Origin of the sequence: Pseudomonas sp. R11F (genome assembly GCF_050312575.1) — a bacterium.
In the GTDB taxonomy this organism is placed as follows: domain Bacteria; phylum Pseudomonadota; class Gammaproteobacteria; order Pseudomonadales; family Pseudomonadaceae; genus Aquipseudomonas; species Aquipseudomonas palleroniana.
In genome coordinates, this window is sequence record NZ_JBNPJU010000065.1 from 166614 (window position 1) to 187818 (window position 21205).

Annotated in this window: 15 protein-coding genes; 10 read left to right on the plus strand and 5 right to left on the minus strand. The window is 63.1% G+C overall.

Going from position 1 to position 21205, the window contains the following annotated elements:
- Positions 1–17 precede the first annotated feature (17 nt).
- Positions 18–3101 (minus strand): efflux RND transporter permease subunit, encoded by a 3084-nt coding sequence (locus ACQRBV_RS19295; RefSeq protein ID WP_411984352.1) that lies wholly within the window; start codon positions 3099–3101, stop codon positions 18–20.
- Between the two features lie 2 nt (positions 3102–3103).
- The gene (locus ACQRBV_RS19300) at positions 3104–4210 is read right to left on the minus strand and encodes an efflux RND transporter periplasmic adaptor subunit (RefSeq protein ID WP_060752453.1); all 1107 of its coding nucleotides are present in this window, start codon (positions 4208–4210) and stop codon (positions 3104–3106) included.
- A gap of 96 nt (positions 4211–4306) precedes the next feature.
- Between ACQRBV_RS19300 and ACQRBV_RS19305 the strand changes: the two genes are divergently transcribed.
- The 4 genes from ACQRBV_RS19305 (at position 4307) to ACQRBV_RS19320 (ending at position 8626) form a co-directional block, all read left to right on the plus strand.
- Complete coding sequence (locus ACQRBV_RS19305) at positions 4307–5509, plus strand: multidrug effflux MFS transporter (RefSeq protein ID WP_411984351.1); 1203 nt, start codon at positions 4307–4309, stop codon at positions 5507–5509.
- A 105-nt stretch (positions 5510–5614) separates the two neighbouring features.
- A complete protein-coding gene (locus ACQRBV_RS19310) occupies positions 5615–6475 on the plus strand; it encodes a pirin family protein (protein ID WP_411984350.1) in 861 nt (286 codons plus the stop codon).
- A 173-nt stretch (positions 6476–6648) separates the two neighbouring features.
- Entirely contained in the window at positions 6649–8094 is a 1446-nt protein-coding gene (locus ACQRBV_RS19315; RefSeq protein ID WP_060752456.1) for a cyclic nucleotide-binding domain-containing protein, read from the plus strand.
- Between the two features lie 94 nt (positions 8095–8188).
- Positions 8189–8626 (plus strand): carboxymuconolactone decarboxylase family protein, encoded by a 438-nt coding sequence (locus ACQRBV_RS19320; protein ID WP_090370387.1) that lies wholly within the window; start codon positions 8189–8191, stop codon positions 8624–8626.
- On the opposite strand, the gene ACQRBV_RS19325 is transcribed toward ACQRBV_RS19320, so the two are convergent.
- Positions 8627–10768 (minus strand): TonB-dependent siderophore receptor, encoded by a 2142-nt coding sequence (locus ACQRBV_RS19325; RefSeq protein ID WP_411984349.1) that lies wholly within the window; start codon positions 10766–10768, stop codon positions 8627–8629.
- A gap of 119 nt (positions 10769–10887) precedes the next feature.
- Positions 10888–12762, minus strand: a complete 1875-nt coding sequence (locus ACQRBV_RS19330) for a sigma-54-dependent Fis family transcriptional regulator (protein ID WP_411984348.1) — start codon at positions 12760–12762, stop codon at positions 10888–10890.
- Positions 12763–13071: 309 nt separating this feature from the next.
- On the opposite strand from ACQRBV_RS19330, the gene ACQRBV_RS19335 reads away from it, so the two are divergent.
- Genes ACQRBV_RS19335 through ACQRBV_RS19345 form a run of 3 tightly spaced genes read left to right on the plus strand, consistent with a single transcriptional unit; the run spans position 13072 to position 16196 of the window.
- Positions 13072–14052: a thiamine pyrophosphate-dependent dehydrogenase E1 component subunit alpha gene (locus tag ACQRBV_RS19335; protein WP_411984347.1), complete on the plus strand. Its 981-nt coding sequence runs from the start codon at positions 13072–13074 to the stop codon at positions 14050–14052.
- Positions 14053–14076: 24 nt separating this feature from the next.
- Positions 14077–15096, plus strand: coding sequence for an alpha-ketoacid dehydrogenase subunit beta (locus tag ACQRBV_RS19340; protein WP_411984346.1), 1020 nt, complete (start codon positions 14077–14079; stop codon positions 15094–15096).
- Positions 15093–16196 carry an acetoin dehydrogenase dihydrolipoyllysine-residue acetyltransferase subunit gene (locus ACQRBV_RS19345; RefSeq protein ID WP_411984345.1) on the plus strand — a complete coding sequence of 368 codons (1104 nt, stop codon included), beginning with the start codon at positions 15093–15095 and terminating at the stop codon, positions 16194–16196. Before ACQRBV_RS19340 ends, ACQRBV_RS19345 begins: the two co-directional genes overlap by 4 nt.
- A gap of 112 nt (positions 16197–16308) precedes the next feature.
- Here the strand turns inward: ACQRBV_RS19345 and ACQRBV_RS19350 are convergent, their stop codons facing one another.
- Positions 16309–17205 carry a helix-turn-helix domain-containing protein gene (locus tag ACQRBV_RS19350; protein WP_411984344.1) on the minus strand — a complete coding sequence of 299 codons (897 nt, stop codon included), beginning with the start codon at positions 17203–17205 and terminating at the stop codon, positions 16309–16311.
- 139 nt (positions 17206–17344) lie between these two features.
- Here ACQRBV_RS19350 and ACQRBV_RS19355 point away from each other — a divergent pair, with 139 nt between their 5' ends.
- Genes ACQRBV_RS19355 through ACQRBV_RS19365 form a run of 3 tightly spaced genes read left to right on the plus strand, consistent with a single transcriptional unit; the run spans position 17345 to position 21110 of the window.
- A complete protein-coding gene (locus tag ACQRBV_RS19355; RefSeq protein WP_161550304.1) occupies positions 17345–18703 on the plus strand; it encodes a glutamine synthetase family protein in 1359 nt (452 codons plus the stop codon).
- A 23-nt stretch (positions 18704–18726) separates the two neighbouring features.
- The gene (locus tag ACQRBV_RS19360; RefSeq protein WP_090370399.1) at positions 18727–19815 is read left to right on the plus strand and encodes a polyamine ABC transporter substrate-binding protein; all 1089 of its coding nucleotides are present in this window, start codon (positions 18727–18729) and stop codon (positions 19813–19815) included.
- The gene (locus tag ACQRBV_RS19365) at positions 19812–21110 is read left to right on the plus strand and encodes an NAD(P)/FAD-dependent oxidoreductase (RefSeq protein WP_411984343.1); all 1299 of its coding nucleotides are present in this window, start codon (positions 19812–19814) and stop codon (positions 21108–21110) included. Before ACQRBV_RS19360 ends, ACQRBV_RS19365 begins: the two co-directional genes overlap by 4 nt.
- Positions 21111–21205 lie beyond the last annotated feature (95 nt).

The following is a 21205-nucleotide window of genomic DNA, read 5'->3' on the forward strand; positions in this document are numbered from 1 at the left end:
GGGGAGGGGAGTAGAGCTTATCCGGCGCTTGTGTGGGATGTTTCGACGGCTTCTGTCTGCTTGCGCCCCAGCACCAGGCTGCACAGTGCCGGCAGGAACAACAGCGTCAACACGGTGCCCACCGACACCCCGCCAATCAGCACATACGCCAGGGACGACCAGAACACCGAGAACGTCAGCGGGATGAAGGCCAGCGCCGCCGCCAGCGCGGTGAGGATCACCGGCCTGGCTCGTCGCACGGTGGCTTCGACGATCGCCTCGCGAATCGCCATGCCCTGTTCCTGGTTCTGGCGAATCTGGTCGGTGAAGATCAGCGTGTTGCGCATCAGAATCCCGCCGATGCCGATCAAGCCCAGGATTGCGTTGAACCCGAACGGCTGGTTGAACAACAGCAACGTCGGCACCGCGCCGATCAACCCCAAAGGCGCGGTGGCGAACACCATGAACATCACGCCGAACGAGCGCACCTGGAACATGATCACCGTGAGGGTCAGCAGGATCATGATCGGGAACAGCGCCGCCAGCGCGACGTTGGCTTTGGCGCTTTCCTCCACCGGGCCGCCGATGTCGATCCGGTAGCCGGCAGGCAGCTTGGCGATCAGTGGTTGCAGGTCCTTGTACACGGCCATTTCCACGTCGGGCGGTTGCACGCTGTCGATGATATCGGCGCGTACTTCCACGGTGGTCGCACGGTTGCGGCGCTTGAGGATCGGCTCTTCCATCACGGCCTGGAACTGCCCGACCTGGGCCAGCGGTACCGAAGTGCCGGCGCTGTTGGTCAGGGTCATGTTGTTGAGGTTGCCGAGGTTCTCGCGCTGGCTGCCCTGGGCGCGGGCGACCACGGCAACGGTGCGGTTGCCTTCGCGCACTTCGGTGATCGGGTTGCCGCTGAGCAACGCGTTAAGCTGGGACTTGACCTCATTGGGGGTGAAACCCAGCAGGCGCAGGCGATCTTGATCCAGGACCAGGCGATAAGTGCTGGTGCGCTCGCCCCAGTCGAGGAAGGCTTCCTTGGTCAGCTTGTTGGCGGCCACCACACGACGCACCTCTTCGGACACGCCGCGCAGCACATCCACATCCGGCCCGGACACGCGAAACACCACCGGGAATGGCACCGGCGGGCCGAACAGCAACTGCGTTACGCGCACGCGGGCCGCTGGAAATTCACCGGCGGCGATGCGCTCACGCATGCGCAATTTCAACGCATCGCGAGCATGCGAATCCGGGGTCTGCACGATCAGCTTGGCGAAAGCCGGGTCGGGCAATTCCGGGTTCAGCGACAGGAAAAACCGTGGCGCGCCGCCGCCCACGTAGGTGTCCACCAGGCGGGTTTGCGGCTCTTGCAACAGGGCTTTTTCCAACTGCGCCGCCACCGCCTCGGTGGCTTTGAACGCGCTGCCGGGCGGCATGTACACCTCAAGAATCAATTCGGAACGGTCGGAGTTGGGGAAGAACTGTTTCTTCACCACGGCCATGCCCAGCCCGCACAGTACAAAGGCTGCGACCACAAGGCCGGTTACCAGCCAGCGCCCACGTACGCAGGCTTCGACCAAGCTACGCAGTTTGCGGTAGTAGCGCCCGGCGTAGATCGCGTCATGGCCACCGGGCACCGGTTTGATCTGCGGCAGCAGCTTCACGCCCAGGTACGGTGTGAATACCACTGCCACCAGCCAGGAGGAGATCAGCGCAAAACCGACGATCCAGAAAATATTGCCGGCGTATTCTCCCGCGGCCGAGCGGGCAAACCCCACCGGCAGAAAGCCGATAATCGTCACCAGGGTGCCGGTGAGCATCGGCGCGGCGGTGGAACTCCAGGCGAAGGTGGCGGCGTGAATCCGATCGAAACCTTCCTCCAGTTTCACCACCATCATTTCAATGGCGATGATCGCGTCATCCACCAGCAAGCCCAGGGAAATGATCAGCGCACCCAGGGTGATACGGTCGAACTCACGGCCGGTGAGCAGCATGATCACGAACACCACCGACAAGGTCAGCGGCACCGCAGCCGCCACTACCAACCCCACGCGAAATCCCAGGGCCAACAGGCTGATCACCATGACCACGGCCAGCGCGACGAAGAATTTCAGCATGAACTCATTGACCGCCAGGCTGATGTTTTTCGCTTGGTCGGAGACCTTGGCGAAGTTCACGCCCAGCGGCAGGTCGGCCTGGATCCTGGCTTCCTCGGCCTTGAGACTTTTGTCCAGCTCCAGGCCGTTCCAGTGTTTCTCCATGATCACGCCGAGCATCAGCGCCGGGTCGCCCTGGTGGCGGATGCGGTAGCTGGGCGGGTCTTCATACCCGCGGCTGACGCTGGCCACATCGGCGATGCGCAGCACACGTCCGTTGGCTTCCAGCGGTACGTTTTCAATCAGCGACAGGCTGTCAAAGGCACCGTCGATGCGGATATAGGCGCGCGCCCCAGCGGTTTCCACAAAGCCGGACGGCGCCACTGCGTTTTGTGCGGCGAGGGCGGCGAAGATCTGGTCCGGCTTGATGCCCAGGGTTGCCAGGCGTTCATAGGAAAACTCGACAAACACCCGTTGCGCCTGCTCACCGAGGATATTGACCTTCTTCACCCCCGGCAGGTCCAGCAACTGCTGGCGTAGCGTTTCGGCCATCTGCACCTGCTGGCGGTGGGGCAGGTGCTCGGCTTCCAGGGCGTACAAGGCGAAGTACACATCGGAATATTCGTCGTTGAAGAACGGCCCGACCACGCCGCTGGGCAGTTTGGCGGCTTCATCGCTGAGCTTTTTGCGGGCCTGGTAGAACAGGTCCTGGAGCTCGCCGGGGGGCGTGGACTCCTTGAAGGTCATGCGCATCGACACGAAACCCGGTTGGGCGATGGTCTCGACGCGGTCGTAGTAGTCCAGTTCCTGCAGGCGCTTTTCCAGGCGGTCGGCCACCTGTTCCTGCATTTCCCGGGCGGTTGCGCCGGGCCAGGCGGCGCTGATGGTCATGACCTTGACGGTAAACGACGGGTCTTCGGCGCGCCCCAGTTTGCCGAACGAGAACACCCCGGCGGCGAGGATCGCAATGATCAGGAACAGCGTGACCGCACGGTGTTTCACGGCCAGTTCGGAGAGGTTGATGCCACGCATGCTCAATGGTCCTGTTTACGGTTGAGGGCCAGGGCTTGGGCCGGCAGCAGGCGCACCGCGTCACCCTCGTGTAGCAGGTGCGCACCGAGCGCGACGATGATCTGCCCGGGGCTCACGCCGCTGTCGAGCAGGGCGTCTTCCTGGCCGAGGCTGGCGACTTGCACCGGGGCGAAGCGGACCTTGTCGTTATCACCGATCACCCACACGCCGCTGCCATGTCCGGCGTCCAGCAGCGCGCCGATGGGCACGCGGGTTTGCTGGGCCTGGCCGCTGCCTTGCAGGCGCACGGTGATGGTGGAACCGAGCGCGAAACGCTCGACGCCGCCATGCAGCACGAAGCGGGCGCGGTAGGTGCGGGTGACCGGGTCGGCACTGGCGGACAACTCCCGCAGGGTGGCCGTGAGGGCTTGTTCCGGGGCGCCGAAGGGGAACGCCAAGGCCTTTTGCGAGGCTTGGTCGCGCTGGGTTTCCGGCAGGTTGACGATGGCTTCACGGGCGCCATCGTGGGCCAGCCGCGCGACGATTTGCCCTTCGGCGACCACCTGGCCGCGATCCACGCGCACGTCGGTGATGATGCCGTCACCGTCAGCCTTGAGTACCGAGTAGGTGCGCCGGTTTTCAATCTGGCTGGCATCCGATTGCGCCGCGGCCAACTCGGCTTCGGCGACGCGCAGGTTGGTCGCCGACTGGTCGAAAATCTGCCGCGACACGGCGCCGGTACTGGCCAGGCGCTGGTAGCGGTTCTCGTCGTCACGGCGTTGGCGCAGCTGCGCCTGGGCGGCGTTGACGCGGTTTTTCGCCGAGCGCAGGGCCAGTTCGAAATCACCGATATCCAGTACCAGCAGCGTATCGCCACGCGAGACATGCTGGCCGGGGTCGACCTTGCGTTCAATGACCTTGCCGCCCACCCGGAAGCCCAGGTCGCTTTCGGTACGGGCCGCTACCACGCCGGTGTAGGCGCTTTGCTGGGTGCCGGCGGCCTCGACCTTGGCCGCCAATACCGGGCGGGGCAGGGGCACTTCGGCGGCGGTATCGGCCTTGCTGTTGCAACCGGCGAGGACGCTCAGCAAGGCCAGGGGGGTGAGAAGACGCAGGGCTAGAGGGTTCATGATGGGCTCCAGGGGGATCGAGCAGAAAATTATGGACATAATTTTTTGCTCATATTATGGTCGAAATATAAATTAATCCAGCCCCGGATCATCCCCATGGCAAACGCCCCGACACCCTCACGCAGTTTGTTGTTTTTATTGGTTGCCCTGACGGCATTGGGTGAAGTCTCGACCCAATTGATCATCCCGGGCCTGGGCTCTATCGAGCAGGCGCTGGCGGCGCCGCCCGGTTCGGCATTGATGGCGATGTCGGCATTTGTCGCGGCGTTTGGCCTTGGGCAACTGCTGTTTGGCCCGCTGTCGGACCGCATAGGTCGCCGTCCCGTGCTGATCGGCGGCTTGGTCCTGTATGCGCTGGCCACGTTGTCGATGCTGTTGGTCAGCGACATCCACCAATTGATTGCCGCCCGGGTCGCGCAGGGGCTGGGCGCCTGCGCCGCGCTGGTGTTGGCGCGCACGGTGGTGCGCGATGTCTGGAAAGCTGAGGCGGGCCCGGCCCTGGCGTTGACCATGATCGGCATGCTCTACGCCATTGTGGTCGCACCGATGATCGGCGGCCTGCTGATCAAACTCTTCGGTTGGCGCGCGCCTATCGTCCTCTCGTTGCTCATCGGTAGCGCGGTGTTGCTGCTGGCGCTGCTGTTTTTCCGCGAGAGCAACCATTCCCTCGATCCCAAGGCCGGTCATTGGCGCACGCTGGGCGGGCAATACCTGGATTTGCTCAAAAGCCGCCAATACCGTGCCTACGCCGTCGCGCTGGGCTGTACCTATGGCGCCATGTTTGCGGTGATTGCCGGCTCCTCGGCGGTGTTTATCAACCTGTTGGGTTTCAGCAGCCTTGAATACGGCATCAACTTCGGCCTGATCGTGTCGATGCTGATCCTCGGTTCCACCTACACCCGGCGCAATATCCTGCGCCTGGGCGCGCAACGGATTGTGGCGATGGGCGTGACGATAGTGGCTGTGGGCGGTCTGTCGGCCGTGTTGATTTACGCAGTGTTCGGCCTCTCGGTCGTCGGCTTGGACCTGCCGATTGCGTTGGTCACCCTCGGCGGTGGGCTGGTGTTGCCAGGCTCGGTCACCGGTGGGGTGATGCCCAATGCCCACCGCGCCGGCCTGGCCGCCGGCTTGATGGGCTTTTCCCAGATGTTCGGCGCAACCTGCAGCGGCTTGTTATTGAGCCAACTGCGCGATGGCAGCGCCGTGCCCATGATCATGCTCGAGGCCAGTTTTGCGGTGGCGGCATTCGTCGCGTTTCACCTGTTGCGTGAGCGCCGGCCGGCGCTGGCGGCTGCCTAGCCATAAGCGGTTGATTGTCTCACCTGTGGGACAGTAAGAGCTGTGGCTGCTATCTAGCGCTCAATTGGTATCGGATTTAAGGTGTATGCACTTTGGAGGTACACCATGAAAAAACTGATCGGTATCTACACCAGCCCCCGCGCCCACTGGGTCGGCGACGGCTTCCCGGTGCGTACGCTGTTTTCCTACGACACCATGGGCAAGCACATCAGCCCATTCCTGTTGCTGGACCACGCAGGCCCTGCCGATTTCACGCCCACCGAGCAACGTCGTGGCGTCGGACAGCACCCTCATCGTGGGTTTGAAACCGTGACCATCGTCTACGACGGCGAAGTCGAGCACCGCGATTCCACGGGGGCCGGCGGTAAAATCGGCCCTGGTGATGTGCAGTGGATGACGGCGGCCAAAGGCATCCTCCACGAGGAGTTCCACTCCGAAGCCTTTGCCCGCAGCGGCGGGGCACTGGAGATGGTGCAACTGTGGGTCAACTTGCCGGCCAAGGACAAAATGGCCGACGCGGGCTACCAGACCATCGTCGATGGCGACATTCCGCTGCTGCCGTTGGCTGACGGCGCCGGGCAACTGCGCCTGATTGCCGGTGAGTTCGCCGGCACCCAGGGCCCGGCGCGCACCTTTACGCCGATTGACGTGTGGGACCTGCGCCTCAACGCCTGTAAAGCGCTGACGCTGGACCTGCATGCCGGGCGCAACACCGCGTTGGTGATCCTGCGCGGCACGGTGCTGGTCAACGGTGAGGAAGTCGCACGCCAAGGCCAGTTGGCCTTGTTCGAGCGCGATGGCAGGCAGCTCACCCTGGAGGCCAACGACGACGCCAAGGTGCTGCTGCTCAGCGGCGAGCCGATCGACGAGCCCATCGTCGGTCACGGCCCGTTCGTGATGAACACCGAGCAGGAAATACACCAGGCGTTTGTTGACTTCCAGTCGGGCAAGTTTGGGCGGATGTGAAGCCAAGGGTTGTCGCAACCCCCCTGTGGGAGCGGGCTTGTTGTGGCTGGGGAGCTTGTTGTGGCGAGCAAGCCCCTTCACCACAACAAGCCCGCTCCCACATTTTGCTTGGCGCTATACCTGATCTGTCTATTTCATGCGATCTTCTGCGCATTCGCCCTGGAGTCGCCTGGATGCCCACATTTATCGCTGAACACCCCATGCTCTGCGCGTTGGCGCTGATCTTTATCGACATTGCCGTGTGGCGGCTGATTTCCGTCAACCTGGCCAGTTGGAAGCTGGCGGCGCGGTTGGTGATTTTCGCGGTTTTCAGTGCCGTGCTGTTCAACGACGGCATGAACCCCATGCAACTGGCGCCCTATGCCGACGACACCACCTTGCACCTGGCCGCCACGGCCCTGCAGATCGGCTGGTGGCTGTTCGCGGCGCGCACCCTCACGGTGTTGCTCGGCACCGTGATGATGCAGCGGGTCGGTCACACCGGGCGGCTGTTGCAGGACCTGATGGGCGCGGTGATTTTCCTGATCGCGATCATCGCGGCCATGGCCTATGTGCTCGACCTGCCGGTCAAGGGGGTGCTCGCCACCTCCGGCGCGGTGGCGATCATCGTCGGCCTGGCGCTGCAGAGTACCTTGAGCGATGTGTTTTCCGGGATCGTGCTCAACACCACCAAGCCGTATCAACTCGATGACTGGATTTCCATCGACGGCACCGAAGGCCGCGTCACGGATATCGACTGGCGCGCCACCCGCCTGCAAACCTCCCAGGGCAGCCTGGCGGTGATTCCCAACTCCCTGGCGGCCAAAGCCAAGATCATCAACTTCTCACGCCCGGCGGACATGTTCGGGTTGGCGGTCAGCCTGCAAGTGAGCCCCCACGCGCGCCCGCAAACTGTGATCGAGGCATTGGAACGGGCGATGCTGGGGTGCCGGCCGTTGCTGGCCACGCCGGCCCCAAGCGTGGCATTCAAGTCCTCGGGCAGTGGCGGCGTCGAATATGAGATCAGTGGTTTCGTGCCGGCCATGGGCCTCAAGCGCGATGTGCGCAACCAACTGTATGACCTGGCATTCCGTCATCTGCAGGCCGCGGGCGTCAGCCTGTTGTCCGCCACCGAAAGCAGCGCGCCAAGCTTGGTGTCCGGGGCGCGGGCACTGTTGGAGCGCTCGCCGATTTTCTCCACCCTGCGTCAGGAAGAAAAGGACACCTTCAGCCAGAACATGGTCCTGCAATCGTTTCGTAGCGGCGAGATGATCTTGCCGGCGGGAGAGGTCAGCGACCACTTGTTCATCGTCGCCTCCGGTGTGGTCTCGGTCATGCTGACCAAGGATGGGCGCAAATTCGAGGCCGGGCGCATGGGGCCAGGTGAGGTGATTGGCGAAGCGGGGATTCTGTCCGATCAAGGCGTGCCGGCAGACTTCCTGGCCAAGACCTACTGCACCCTGTACCGCGTCGAGAAGGAATACCTCAAGCCTTGCCTGGATGCGCGACATGACATCAGCGAGGCCATGAAAGCCTTGCTCGACTTCCGCCTGCACGCGGCCCAGACCTTGACTCAAGCCACACCGGTCGCGCCGGTAAAGACCGGGTTCCTGCAGTGGCTGCGCAACCGTGGCCTGTAGATTGGTCACCTGTTCTTCGCCCGAATTGGCTATTTCTCCGGGACGCCGCGCTGACTAATCTGCTCAGCGTTCCCACCGTTCCCGGAGTATCACCATGCAGGCCCGTACCGATTTCTACACCGCGTCCCCAGATGCCATGAAAGCCATGCTTGCCCTGGAAGCCGCCGTTGGCAAACTGTCCATTGAACTGCCGTTGCTGGAGTTGGTGCGCCTGCGCGTGTCGCAAATCAACGGCTGCGCCTTCTGCCTCGACATGCACACCGCCGATGCGCGCAAGGGCGGTGAAACCGAGCGCCGCCTGTACACCGTGTCGGCCTGGCGCGAAACACCCTTCTTCACCCCCCGTGAGCGTGCCGCCCTGGCCTGGGCCGAAAGCCTGACCCTGATCAGCCAGACCCACGCCGCCGACGCCGACTACAGCGCACTGGCGGCTGAGTTCAGCCCACAGGAGCAGGTCGACCTGAGCGTGGCGATCAGCACGATCAACAGCTGGAACCGCCTGGCAGTGGGCTTTCGCAAGATGCCCAAGTAATCAGAAATTGACCGAGGCACTCAGGCGCGCCGTCAAGGGCGCGCCCTGGAACAGGTAGTCATCGCCCAGGTACTCGCCCGCGTCGCGCCAGTAGCGCTTGTCGAACAGGTTGTCGACGCTCAGGCGAAACACCGTTTCATAGCCGTCGAGCCGGGTGGTGTAGCGGCTGCCCACATTGACCACCGCATAATCCCCCACCTCCACATTGCCGCTGCGATTGGCGTACTTCTTGGCGCTGTATTGCACTCCGCCGAGTACCGCCAGGCCGTTGACCCACGGCAAGGCATAGTCGGCGTACACACTGGCGCGCAGCTTGGGCACGTTGATCGCTTGATGACCTTCGTAAGCCGGCGTGCCGCTGCCGTTCACCCGGGCACGGATCGCCGCCACGCTGGTGGCGATTTGCAGGCGGTCAGTGGCCCAGCCGTTGGCTGACAACTCCAGCCCGGTGTTCTGTTGCCGGCCTTGTTGCACGTAGGTGAACTGGCCATTTTCGGGTTTGGCGTACTGATAGGCCTGGCGCGTCTGGAACACGGCGGCGGCGAAGCTGATACGGCGCCAGTCGTATTTCACACCGGCTTCGATTTGCCGCGAGGTGGTCGGGGCCAGGGTTTCATCGGCATTGGTTGCGAACCACGGCGCGCTCCCGCCCAGGGACAGGCCCTTGCTGTAGCTGGTGTACAGCGAGAGGCTTTCAATCGGTTTATAGATCAACGACGCCTGGGGTAGAAACACCGACTGCTGGGTATGACGCGCCGGGTTGCCATCGCTGTCGAAGGCTTTTTCATCCAGGCGCACTTCACGGCCGCCGAGAATCGTCTGCCATTGCTCGTTGAAACGAATGCGGTCGGTGACGAACAGGCCGTACTGGCGGCTGTCGAGGTTACGGTGGCGGTCGTTCAACGGGACGTCGGTGGCTGGGAAACTCGGCGCATCTTCGTTGATATTGCCGCTGCCGATGTACTCGTTGACCGGTTTGCGCTTGTCGATCACCCGGCGGAACGCGCTGGTGCCGAAGGTCAGCTCATGGCCCAGGCCCGCCGTGTCGAACAGCCCGGTCATGGCGGCTTGCACTTCGTCATCACGGCGGGTGTCGTCGGGGCTGCGGTAGTCGTAGATGCCGTAATCGCCTTGCGCAGAAAAATAGTTGCCCAGGCCCGTCGTGTCGCCGCCCCAGGCAAACGAGCTGTAATCGTCAATCACCACCTTGCTGTGTGCCGCGCTGACGGTGCCTGTCCACTGATCGCTGAAGCGGTACTCGAACTTGCCGTTGAGGTTCAACGAATCGATACCGACCTGGCGGCCGCCGGTTTGATGGCCGAGCAGTTTTTTCGGCGACGCGTCATGGGGCACCTCGCTGCCGCCGAGCAACTGATAGCCCGGCACCGAACGCTGCTGCTTGTTCTGGTATTCCGCATCCAGTTGCAGCACGGCATCGGGGCTGATATTCCAGTCGAACGCCAGGGACACGAAATCACGCTGGCCATTGGCATGCTCCACATAGCTGTGCAGGTCTTCATGGGCCACGTTGGCGCGCAGGCCAAATTGCTGTTCGCTGCCGAACCAGCCACCGACGTCGGTGGCGACATAACCACTGCCACGATCGTCACTGGAAACGCTGACCGAGTGCACATCCTCCGGGCGCTTGGTCACATAGTTGATCACACCGCCGGGCTCGGAGATGCCACTCTGCAAGCCGGCCAGCCCCTTGAGCACTTCCACCTGCTGCTTGTTTTCCAGGGCGACGTTCTGCTCGCCGGTGATGGTGCGCCCGTTGATCTTGTAGCTGCTCGCCGCATTCAGCGAAAAGCCGCGCACCACAAAGTTTTCGTAATAGCCAATGGGCGCATAGCTGTCACCCACTGCGGCGTCGTTGCGCAGCACTTCGCTGAGCAGGCGGGCCTGCTGGTCCTTGAGCATGGCGGCGTTGATCACTGTGATCGAGGCCGGGGTGTCCAGTAATGGCGTTTCAGTGAAGCCGCCGACAGAGGCTGTGTCGCTGCGGTAGCCGGATGCTTCCTGGCCCTGGACCTTCACCGCCGGCAGCTCTATTTCAGCCGCCAGGCTGTTGCCGATGCCGCCGCTGAGCAGCAGGCCGAGGGCAAAATGTGAAGGAGCGACGGGACGAAAACGCAAAACCATGGGGCAGGGCCTTAAAGCGCGGGGAGGGGGCGCATAAGCTAGGGGGCAATGCGGCAGCGGGCAAGCCCGAATATCAGTCACGGAAGACTTTTTTGCGGGCGCGGGCTGTTCGCGTCAGATCATTGCTTGCCGGGCATGTCGATGCCCAACCGGTTGACCCGGCGATACAGCGTCGCCCGCGAAATCCCCAGCGCCTGCGCCGTCGGCAACGGCTTCCAGCGATGTCGAATCAGCGCGTCCAGCACGACCTGGCGTTCCGGGCTGACACTCTGTTGCACCCGTGCCTCAACCTGTTCCCCGCGCACCTCAACCGGCAAATTCGCCAATTGCAGGGTATCGCCTTCGCACACCGCACAGGCATACGCCAGCACATGCTGCAATTGCCGCACGTTGCCCGGCCAGGCATAACCGAGCAACGCTTGGAGTGCCGCCTCGCTGAGACCCAGCGTGATGCCGCTGTTGCGCGCTTGCTGTTCCAGCAGTCGGTTGATCAACGCCAGCTTGTCGGTACGCTCGCGCAATGGCGGCAGGCAGAAGCGCGCACAACCGAGGCGAAAGTACAGGTCTTCGCGAAAGCGCCCTTGGCTGACCAATTCCGCCAAGTCGCGGTGGCTGGCACAGATCACCTGGATATCCACGCGGCGCGTCTTTGCCGCGCCCAACGGCGCCACTTCGCCTTCGGCCATCACCCGCAGCAGGCGCGTTTGCAGCGCCAGCGGCATATCGCCGATTTCGTCGAGGAACAGCGTGCCGCCATCGGCTTGTACCAGCAGCCCCGGCATACCCTTGCTGGAGGCGCCGGTAAATGCCCCGGCCACGTAGCCGAACAGTTCGCTCTCGATCAGGTTTTCCGGAATCGCTGCGCAATTCACCGCCACGAACGGCCCATTGCGGCGAGCACTTTGTGCATGCAACTGGCGGGCGAAGACTTCCTTGCCGGCGCCGGTTTCACCTTGTACCAGCACCGGCAGGTTGCGGTCCTTGACCCGCACGGCCAGGCGCAAATGCTCTTCGACGCGTGCATCCACCTGCGCCACCGTTGCGGCGCGCACCGGTTGGCGCCTGGGGGCATTGACGCGTACGTGCAGCGCGCCCGGTTCGCCCAGCCAATGCAGTTGCTGGGCGTGTTGATCCGTGACTGCGCGCAACGCCTCCAGGTCGAACACTTCGCCGATATGCGCCGGCACCTGGCCGAAGCGTCGGCGCAGGGCTTGGCGGGCTTTGCTGTTGAGCGCCTGCAGGCGACCGTCCTGGTCCCAGGCCAGCAGCAGGTCAGGCTGGCTGTCGACGTAACCCGGCGTGCTGTGGGCTTGCAGCACCCAGTGCTGGCGAGCGCTGTGCATGAAGAAGGCATTCTCGATGGCCTGCGCACTCTGCGCCACCAGCTGGCGCACCAGGTGCTGGCTGCGGCGGTCGTCCGGCGACTGCAAGGCTGAGGCGTCCATCACGCCCAGCAGGTTGCCCTGGGGATCGAAAATCGGCGCGGCGGAGCAGGTCAGGCCGATAAACGCGGCGCGGAAGTGGTCGCGTTTATGCACCGTTACCGCCGATTGGCTGGTCAGCACCGTGGCCACGCCGCAGGTGCCTTCTTCGGCTTCCGACCAGCAGGTGCCCAGGTACAGGCCGGCCTTGCGGCAGTCGCTGCGAATCGTGGTGTCCACGCGATGGTCGATGGTCTGGCCCTGAGCGTCGGTGAGCATCACGCAATAGTCGGCGTGACGCACGCGGTGATGCAACTGGCCGACGGCTTCGCTGGCGATGCGCATGAACAGCTCGGCACGTTCGCGGCATTCCTTGAGCAAGGGTTCGGTGAGGATGCGTGGCCCTTGCAGCGAACCCGGGTCCAGGTGGTATTGCTCCATGGAGCGGCGCCAGGAATCGAAGATCACCGACGGTACCGGCGCCTGGGGCAGGCGATCGGCATTGCGCACCACGCGGCTGACGCAGTCGACATGCTCCTTGGGGGTCAGCCCCCTTGAGTTCGCGGCGAGCATAAGGCCTCCGGTTCTCGATCATTGTTGTTATGCCCGCCATTAAGCGCGTATGCGCCGGGAGGGACAAGGGCAGCCTGACCAAATGCCCGGCGTGAGACGCAGCGTCTCATCCGGCGCGAGACGCTGCTTGCGTATTGCACTGCCGCGTCTCATGCGGCGCTGGCCCGGGGCGCGGGCACAGGCTGGCGGCGCCGCTCTGGATCAGGCATTTGCCAGGTTTTCCAAGGCCTTGGCACAGGCTGTGCTGAAGGGCCTGTAGCTGGTCGAAGCCAGCCTTTTGTGTGTCGAGACAACCTGGAGAACAACAAGATGTCCACTCACCTGTCCACCGATCAATTGCTGCATGCCTACACCGTGATGCGCACCATCCGTGATTTTGAAGAACGCCTGCACGTGGAGTTCGCCACCGGCGAAATCCCAGGCTTTGTGCACCTGTACGCCGGGCAGGAAGCCTGCGCCGCCGGGGTCATGGCCCACCTCAACGATGAAGATTGCATTGCTTCCAACCACCGTGGCCACGGGCATTGCATCGCCAAGGGCGTGGATGTGTTCGGCATGATGGCCGAGATCTACGGCAAGAAAACCGGCGTGTGTGGCGGCAAGGGCGGCTCCATGCACATCGCCGACCAGGAGAAGGGCATGCTCGGTGCCAATGGCATCGTCGGGGCCGGTGCGCCGTTGGCGGCCGGTGCGGCGCTGGCCGCCAAACTCAAGGGTAGCCAGGGCGTGGCCGTGGCGTTCTTTGGCGACGGTGGCTCCAACGAGGGGGCGGTATTCGAGGCGATGAACCTGGCTGCGATCATGCGTTTGCCCTGCCTGTTCGTCGCCGAAAACAACGGCTATGCCGAGGCCACCGGTTCCGGCTGGTCGGTAGCCTGCAAGGACATCGCCGAGCGTGCCGTAGGGTTTGGCATGCCGGGGGTGATCGTCGATGGCAATGATTTCTTCGCGGTGCATGCAGTGCTCGGTGTCGCGGTGGAGCGTGCCCGCAGCGGCCAGGGGCCGACCCTGGTGGAAGTCAAATTGAGCCGCTTCTACGGCCATTTCGAAGGCGATGCGCAAACCTATCGCGGCCCCGATGAAGTGAAAAACCTGCGCGAATCCCACGATTGCCTGACGCTGTTCCGTCAGCGTTGCGACGCCGAAGGCTGGTTGGAAGTGGCGCAACTGGAGCGCATCGACCGCGAGGTAGCGCAGTTGATTGACGACGCCGTGCGCCTGGCCAAGTCCGACCCCAAGCCTCAGGCCGCCGACCTGCTCAGCGATGTGTACGTCGCGTACCACTCATAACAACAACTACGTGGAGAGAATTTTATGGCTCGCAAAATCAGCTATCAGCAGGCGATCAACGAAGCCCTGGCCCAGGAAATGCGCCGCGACCAGAGCGTCTTCATCATTGGCCAGGACGTCTGCGGCGGCACCGGCTCGCCCGGCGAGCAGGACGCCTGGGGCGGTGTGTTGGGAGTTACCAAGGGCCTGTATCCGCAATTTCCCGACCGCGTGCTGGACGCGCCGTTGTCCGAAGTCGGTTACGTGGGCATGGCGGTGGGCGCCGCCACTCGCGGCATGCGCCCGGTGTGCGAGTTGATGTTCGTCGACTTTATCGGCTGCTGCCTCGACCAGTTGCTCAACCAGGCCGCCAAGTTCCGCTACATGTTCGGCGGCAAGACCACCACGCCGTTGGTGATGCGTGCCATGTACGGTGCCGGCCTGCGCGCCGCCGCCCAGCATTCGCAGATGCTCACCTCGATGTGGACGCACATTCCCGGGCTCAAGGTGGTGTGCCCGGCCACGCCCTATGACGCCAAGGGCATGCTGATCCAGGCTATCCGCGACAACGATCCGGTGATCTTCCTCGAGCACAAGATGCTCTACAGCCTGCAAGGCGAAGTGCCGGAAGAGTTGTACACGGTGCCTTTTGGCGAAGCCAACTTTGTGCGCGAAGGCCGGGACGTCACCTTGGTCACTTACGGGCGCATGGTGCATATCGCCCTGGAAGCCGCCGCCAACCTGGCGCGCCAAGGCATCGATTGCGAAGTGCTCGACCTGCGCACCACCAGCCCGCTGGACGCAGACAGCATCCTGGAAAGCGTCGAGAAAACCGGGCGCCTGGTGGTGATCGACGAATCCAACCCACGTTGCTCCATCGCCACGGATATCAGCGCGTTGGTGGCGCAGGAGGCGTTTTCATGCCTGCGTGCTCCCATCCAGATGGTCACCGCGCCGCACACGCCGGTGCCGTTTTCCGATGCGCTGGAAGACCTGTACCTCCCCAACGCCGCGAAGATCGAAGCCGCCGTGCTGAAGATCGCCGACAAGAGGACCGCCGCATGATCCATACCTTGACCATGCCCAAGTGGGGGCTGTCGATGACCGAGGGCCGTATCGACATCTGGCTCAAGCAACCCGGCGACCGGGTGGAGAAGGGCGAGGCGGTGCTGGACGTGGAGACCGACAAAATCTCCAGCAGCGTCGAGGCGCCGTTCAATGGTGTACTGCGCCGGGTGCTGGCGCAGAGCGACGAGACGTTGCCGGTGGGCGCGTTGCTGGGGATTGTGGTGGAGGGCGAGGCCACCGACGCGCAGATTGATGCAGTGATCGAAAGCTTCAACGCCGGGTTTGTCGCCAGCGCGGATGAAGTCCAAGCGTCTGGCCCCAGCGCGCAGAAGGTTGAACTGGGCGGGCGTTTGCTGCGCTATCTCGACCTGGGCGAGGGCGCCACACCTTTGGTGCTGATCCACGGCTTCGGCGGTGACCTGAACAACTGGCTGTTCAACCAGCCGGCATTGGCCGCCGAACGCCGCGTGATCGCGCTTGACCTGCCAGGGCATGGCGAGTCGGGCAAGCACTTGCAAAGTGCGGATGCACACGAGTTGAGCCATGCGGTGCTGGCGTTGCTCGATCACCTTGCGCTGGACCGCGTGCATCTGGCGGGCCACTCCATGGGTGGGTTGGTCGCGCTGACGCTCGCCGACCAGGCGCCCGAGCGTGTTGCTTCACTGACGCTGATCGCCAGCGCCGGCCTGGGACCGGATATCAATGGTGATTACCTGCAAGGCTTTGTCGAGGCCAACCACCGCAACGCGCTCAAGCCGCAATTGACCCAGCTGTTCAGCGACCCCGCGTTGGTGACGCGGCAGATGCTCGAGGACATGCTCAAGTTCAAGCGCCTGGAAGGGGTGGATCAGGCGTTGCGGCAGCTCAATGCCAAGCTGTTCGACGGTGGGCGGCAGACGCTGGATTTGCGCAAGGTGGTGGGGCGGCAACCGAGCCTGGTGATCTGGGGCAGTGACGATGCAATCATCCCGGCCAACCACACCGAGGGGTTGCAGGCCCGGGTAGAGATCCTGCCTGGGCAGGGGCATATGGTGCAGTTGGAGGCCGCGGAGCGGGTCAACCTGTTGATGGCGGCGTTTCTCAAGTCACAGCCTTGACGCATCCAGGGTAGGAGCGAGCTTGCTCGCGAAGCACTCACAGGCGCCGCGTTGATTCAGGCAACACGGGGTATCGTTGAGGTTTTTCGCGAGCAAGCTCGCTGCTACAGTTTCAACCGTGACGCTTGAGGGTTTCGCTGGGCAACTCCTTGAACAGGGCACGGTAGCTGTTGGAAAACCGCCCCAAATGCCAGAACGACCAGTTCATCGCCACCTCGGCCACGGTCGTTCCGGGCGAGTTCAACAACTCCCGCCGTGCGCCATTCAAGCGGCGCAGGCGCAACCACTGCGCCGGGCTCATCCCGGTGTAGGTCTTGAAGCCCTGCTGCAACTGACGCAGCGGCACCCCCGCAATCTGCGCCAGTTCCAGCAGGTTCACGGTTTCATCCGGCGCATCCGCCGCCCAAGCGCCGATGCGCGCCATCAACTGGCGTTCGGCGCTGCGACGTTGCAATGAACTGTCGTCCAGGCACACGCAGGCGTTATCCAGAATGAAAAGGCAGTCATCGAGCAGTTGCTGGGTGAGGGCGTCGCGACTGATCGGGTCGCTGACGGCGGACAAGCGCGTCAGGGTGCCGCTGAGCCAGCGGGTGAACAGCGCGTTTTGCCGGCAGGTCAGCGGCGCCATGAACAAACCGCCCAGCTTCGCCACGTCCAACCCTTGGCGCTGCACGAACTGCGGGCCGAATACCACGGCCACCTCACGGTAGTTTTCCGGGGTGATCCATGTGTTGCGGCTTTCGCCATTGAGCATGTACAGCGCGTTGTCGCTGCCGTCGAAACAGAACGCCAGCGAGCCCGGCGGTGCATTGAAATGCTGTTCCACGCGAGTGTTCATGCACTCTTCGTACACCTGCACACCTTGCAGGTCGAGGTAGCGGACCTGCCCGGCAAAGTGCCCCGGTGACATCTGCTGGTACTGCTGCACCCAGCCGGGTGTTGCATTGCATTGAGCGGCCACATCACCGGTGGTGAAGGCCTGTACGCGCAAAGCGGTTGCCTGTGTCATGAATGACCTTGGCGCACTCTATTGGTGCGTTATGGTTCGTGCAAAGTGGATAGATGCCCGTTGAAGGCTGGCCCAAGATAGACCTCAATGCGCCGAGAGTACAAGCCGGCGTGTGTATCCCACCCATGACGAGGTCCTTATGAACGCCCCCTTCGATCAGCTGTCCGCCTGGCTGAAAGAACACAAGATTACCGAAGTCGAATGCGTGATCAGTGATTTGACTGGCATCGCACGCGGCAAGATTGCGCCCACCAACAAGTTCCTGCATGAGCGAGGCATGCGCCTGCCGGAAAGTGTGTTGCTGCAAACGGTGACCGGGGACTTCGTCGACGACGATATCTACTACGACCTGCTCGACCCGGCCGACATCGACATGGTGTGCCGCCCGGTGTCCAACGCGACCTATGTGGTGCCCTGGGCCATAGAGCCCACCGCGATCGTGATCCACGACACCTTCGACAAGCAGGGCAACCCCATCGAGCTGTCGCCGCGCAACGTCCTGAAGAAGGTATTGCAGCTCTACACCGAGCGCGGCTGGCAGCCGATTGTCGCGCCGGAAATGGAGTTCTACCTGACCCAGCGTTGCGAAGACCCGGACCTGCCGCTGAAAACCCCGGTGGGCCGTTCCGGGCGCGCCGAAACCGGCCGCCAGTCGTTTTCCATCGACGCCGCCAACGAGTTCGACCCGCTGTTCGAAGACGTCTACGACTGGTGCGAAGCCCAGGGCCTGGACCTCGATACGCTGATCCACGAAGACGGCCCGGCACAGATGGAAATCAACTTCCGTCATGGTGACGCCCTTGACCTGGCCGACCAGATCACCGTGTTCAAGCGCACCCTGCGCGAAGCCGCGCTCAAGCACAACGTCGCCGCCACCTTCATGGCCAAGCCGGTGGCCGACGAGCCGGGCAGCGCCATGCACCTGCACCAGAGCGTGGTGGACATCGCCACCGGCAAACCGGTATTCGTCGATGGCGACGGCAAGATGAGCACCTTGTTCCTGCACCACATCGGCGGTTTGCAGAAGTACATCCCCAAGCTGCTGCCGATGTTTGCACCCAACGTGAACTCGTTCCGGCGCTTTTTGCCGGACACCTCGGCGCCGGTCAACGTCGAGTGGGGTGAAGAAAACCGTACCGTCGGCCTGCGCGTGCCCACCTCCAGCCCCGACGCCATGCGCGTGGAAAACCGCCTGCCCGGCGCCGATGCCAACCCTTACCTGGCGATTGCCGCGAGCTTGCTGTGCGGCTACTTGGGCATGGTCGAACAGATCGAGCCGAGTGCGCCGGTTGAAGGGCGTGCCTACGAGCGCCGCAACCTGCGCCTGCCGTTCACCCTCGAAGACGCGCTGGCGCGGATGGAGGATTGCGACACGGTCAAGCACTACCTGGGCGACAAGTTCGTGCGAGGCTACGTCGCGGTCAAGCGCGCCGAGCATGAGAATTTCAAGCGCGTGATCAGTTCCTGGGAGCGTGAGTTCCTGTTGTTGAGCGTCTAAAAAACCAAAAAAGGGGTGTCGATATGCGTCTTGTGAAAAAGCTTCTCCCGCTGGCCCTGGTAGCCGCCTTCAGCAGCACCAGCCAGGCGGCGCAAACGGTGAGTGTCTACAACTGGACCGATTACATCGGCGACACCACCTTGGCCGACTTCCAGGCCAAGACCGGGATAAAAGTGATCTACGACGTATTCGACTCCAACGAAACCCTGGAGGGCAAACTGCTGGCCGGGCGCACCGGCTATGACGTGGTGGTGCCGTCCAACCACTTCCTGGCGCGGCAGGTGAAAGCGGGGGCGTTCCTCAAGCTCGACCGTGCGCAGTTGCCCAACTTCAAGAACCTGGACCCCAAGTTGCTCGCGCTGCTCGAGAAAAATGATCCAGGCAACGCGCACTCGGTGCCCTACCTGTGGGGCACCAACGGCATCGGCTATAACGTCGACAAGGTCAAGCAGGTGCTGGGCATCGACCATATCGACTCGTGGGCGGTGCTGTTCGAGCCGGAAAACATCAAGAAGCTCAACCAGTGCGGCGTGGCCTTCCTCGACTCGGCGGACGAGCTGTTCCCGGCGATCCTCAACTACATGGGCAAGGACCCCCGCAGCGAGAACCCCAAGGATTACCAGGAGGCGGAAGCCAAGCTGCTGACACTGCGGCCGTATATCACTTACTTCCATTCCTCCAAGTACATCTCGGACCTGGCCAACGGTGACATCTGCGTGGCGTTCGGGTATTCCGGCGACGTGTTCCAGGCCGCCAACCGTGCCAAGGAAGCCAAGAACGGGGTGAACATCGCCTACTCGATCCCCAAGGAAGGCTCCAACCTGTGGTTCGACCTGCTGGCCATTCCCGCCGACGCCGGCAACGTCAAAGAAGCCCACGCCTTCATCAACTACCTGCTGGACCCCGAGGTGATCGCCAAGGTCAGTGCCTCGGTGGGGTATGCCAACGCCAACCCCGCGGCCAAGCCGTTCATGGCCCCGGAACTGGTGAACAACCCTGAGGTTTACCCACCCCAGGCGGTGCTCGACAAACTCTATATTTCCACCACGCCAACCCCGGCGACCATGCGCCTGATGACCCGCGCCTGGAGCAAAGTGAAGACCAACAAATGATGCAGTCCAGTGAGCACGCCCGTTCCTATTACCGGGCGACGGTCAATGCCATGCCTGAGCGTGCGGTATTGGACGAGGATCTTGACGCCGATGTCTGTGTGATCGGCGGTGGCTTCACCGGCGTCAATACCGCCATCGAGCTGGCCCAGCGCGGGCTTTCGGTGATCCTGCTGGAGGCCCGGCGCATCGGTTGGGGCGCCAGCGGGCGCAATGGCGGGCAGTTGATTCGCGGCATCGGCCACGATGTCTCGGGGTTCGCCAAGTACATCGGCGAGGAGGGCGTGGCTTACCTGGAGCGTGCCGGCATCGATTCGGTGGCGCTGGTCGGCGAGCGCATCCGCGAGCACGGCATCGACTGCGACCTGCGCTGGGGCTTTTGCGAATTGGCCAACACCCCGGCGCAGTTCGCTGCGTTCACGCGTGAGCAGGAACACCTGGCACAGTTGGGGTACACCCCCGAAACGCGCTTGGTGCCACGCCACGCCATGGCGCAGGTGGTGGACTCCACGGTGTATGCCGGTGGCCTGGTGGACATGGGCTCCGGGCATCTGCACCCGCTCAATCTGGTGCTGGGCGAAGCCCGCGTGGCCGAGGCCCTCGGGGTGCGGATTTTCGAGCACAGCCCGGTGCTGGAGCTGATCCACGGCGACAGGGTACAGGTGCGTTGCGCGGGCGGCACGGTGCGCGCCGGCCACCTGGTGCTGGCGTGCAATGCCCACCTGGAGGAGTTGGAACCGCGCCTGAGCGGCAAGGTGTTGCCGGCGGGCAGTTACATCATCGCGACCGAACCGTTGAGCGAAACGCAGGCCAGGCAACTGATCCCGCAAAACCTGGCCCTGTGCGACCAGAAAATCGGCCTGGATTACTACCGCCTTTCAGCTGACCGCCGCCTGTTGTTCGGGGGCGCGTGTCATTATTCGGGACGCGACCCCGCCGACATCGCGGCGTACATGCAACCGAAGATGCTCAAGGTGTTCCCGCAGTTGGCCAGCACCGCTATCGAGTTCCAGTGGGGCGGTAAGATCGGCATTACCGCCAATCGCTTTCCCCAGGTCGGGCGGTTGCAGCAGTACCCTAACGAGTTCTATGCCCAGGGCTATTCCGGGCATGGGCTCAACGTGACCCACTGGTGCGCGCGCTTGCTGGCCGAAGGCATTCATGCCGGGCAGAGCCGGGGCCTGGACCTGTTCAGTCGCGTGCCGCACATGACCTTCCCCGGTGGCAAGCTGTTGCGATCACCGTTGTTAGCCCTGGGCATGCTCGGCTTGCGTTTGCGCGGGCTTGTCGCTGGCTAGACCTTGAAGGACTCAAGTTGGTCGCAGTATGTCTTGGACGGTCCGATCTTTGCCGTCTAGGATCTTTTCAACGGTCATGACGACCCTGAGACTGG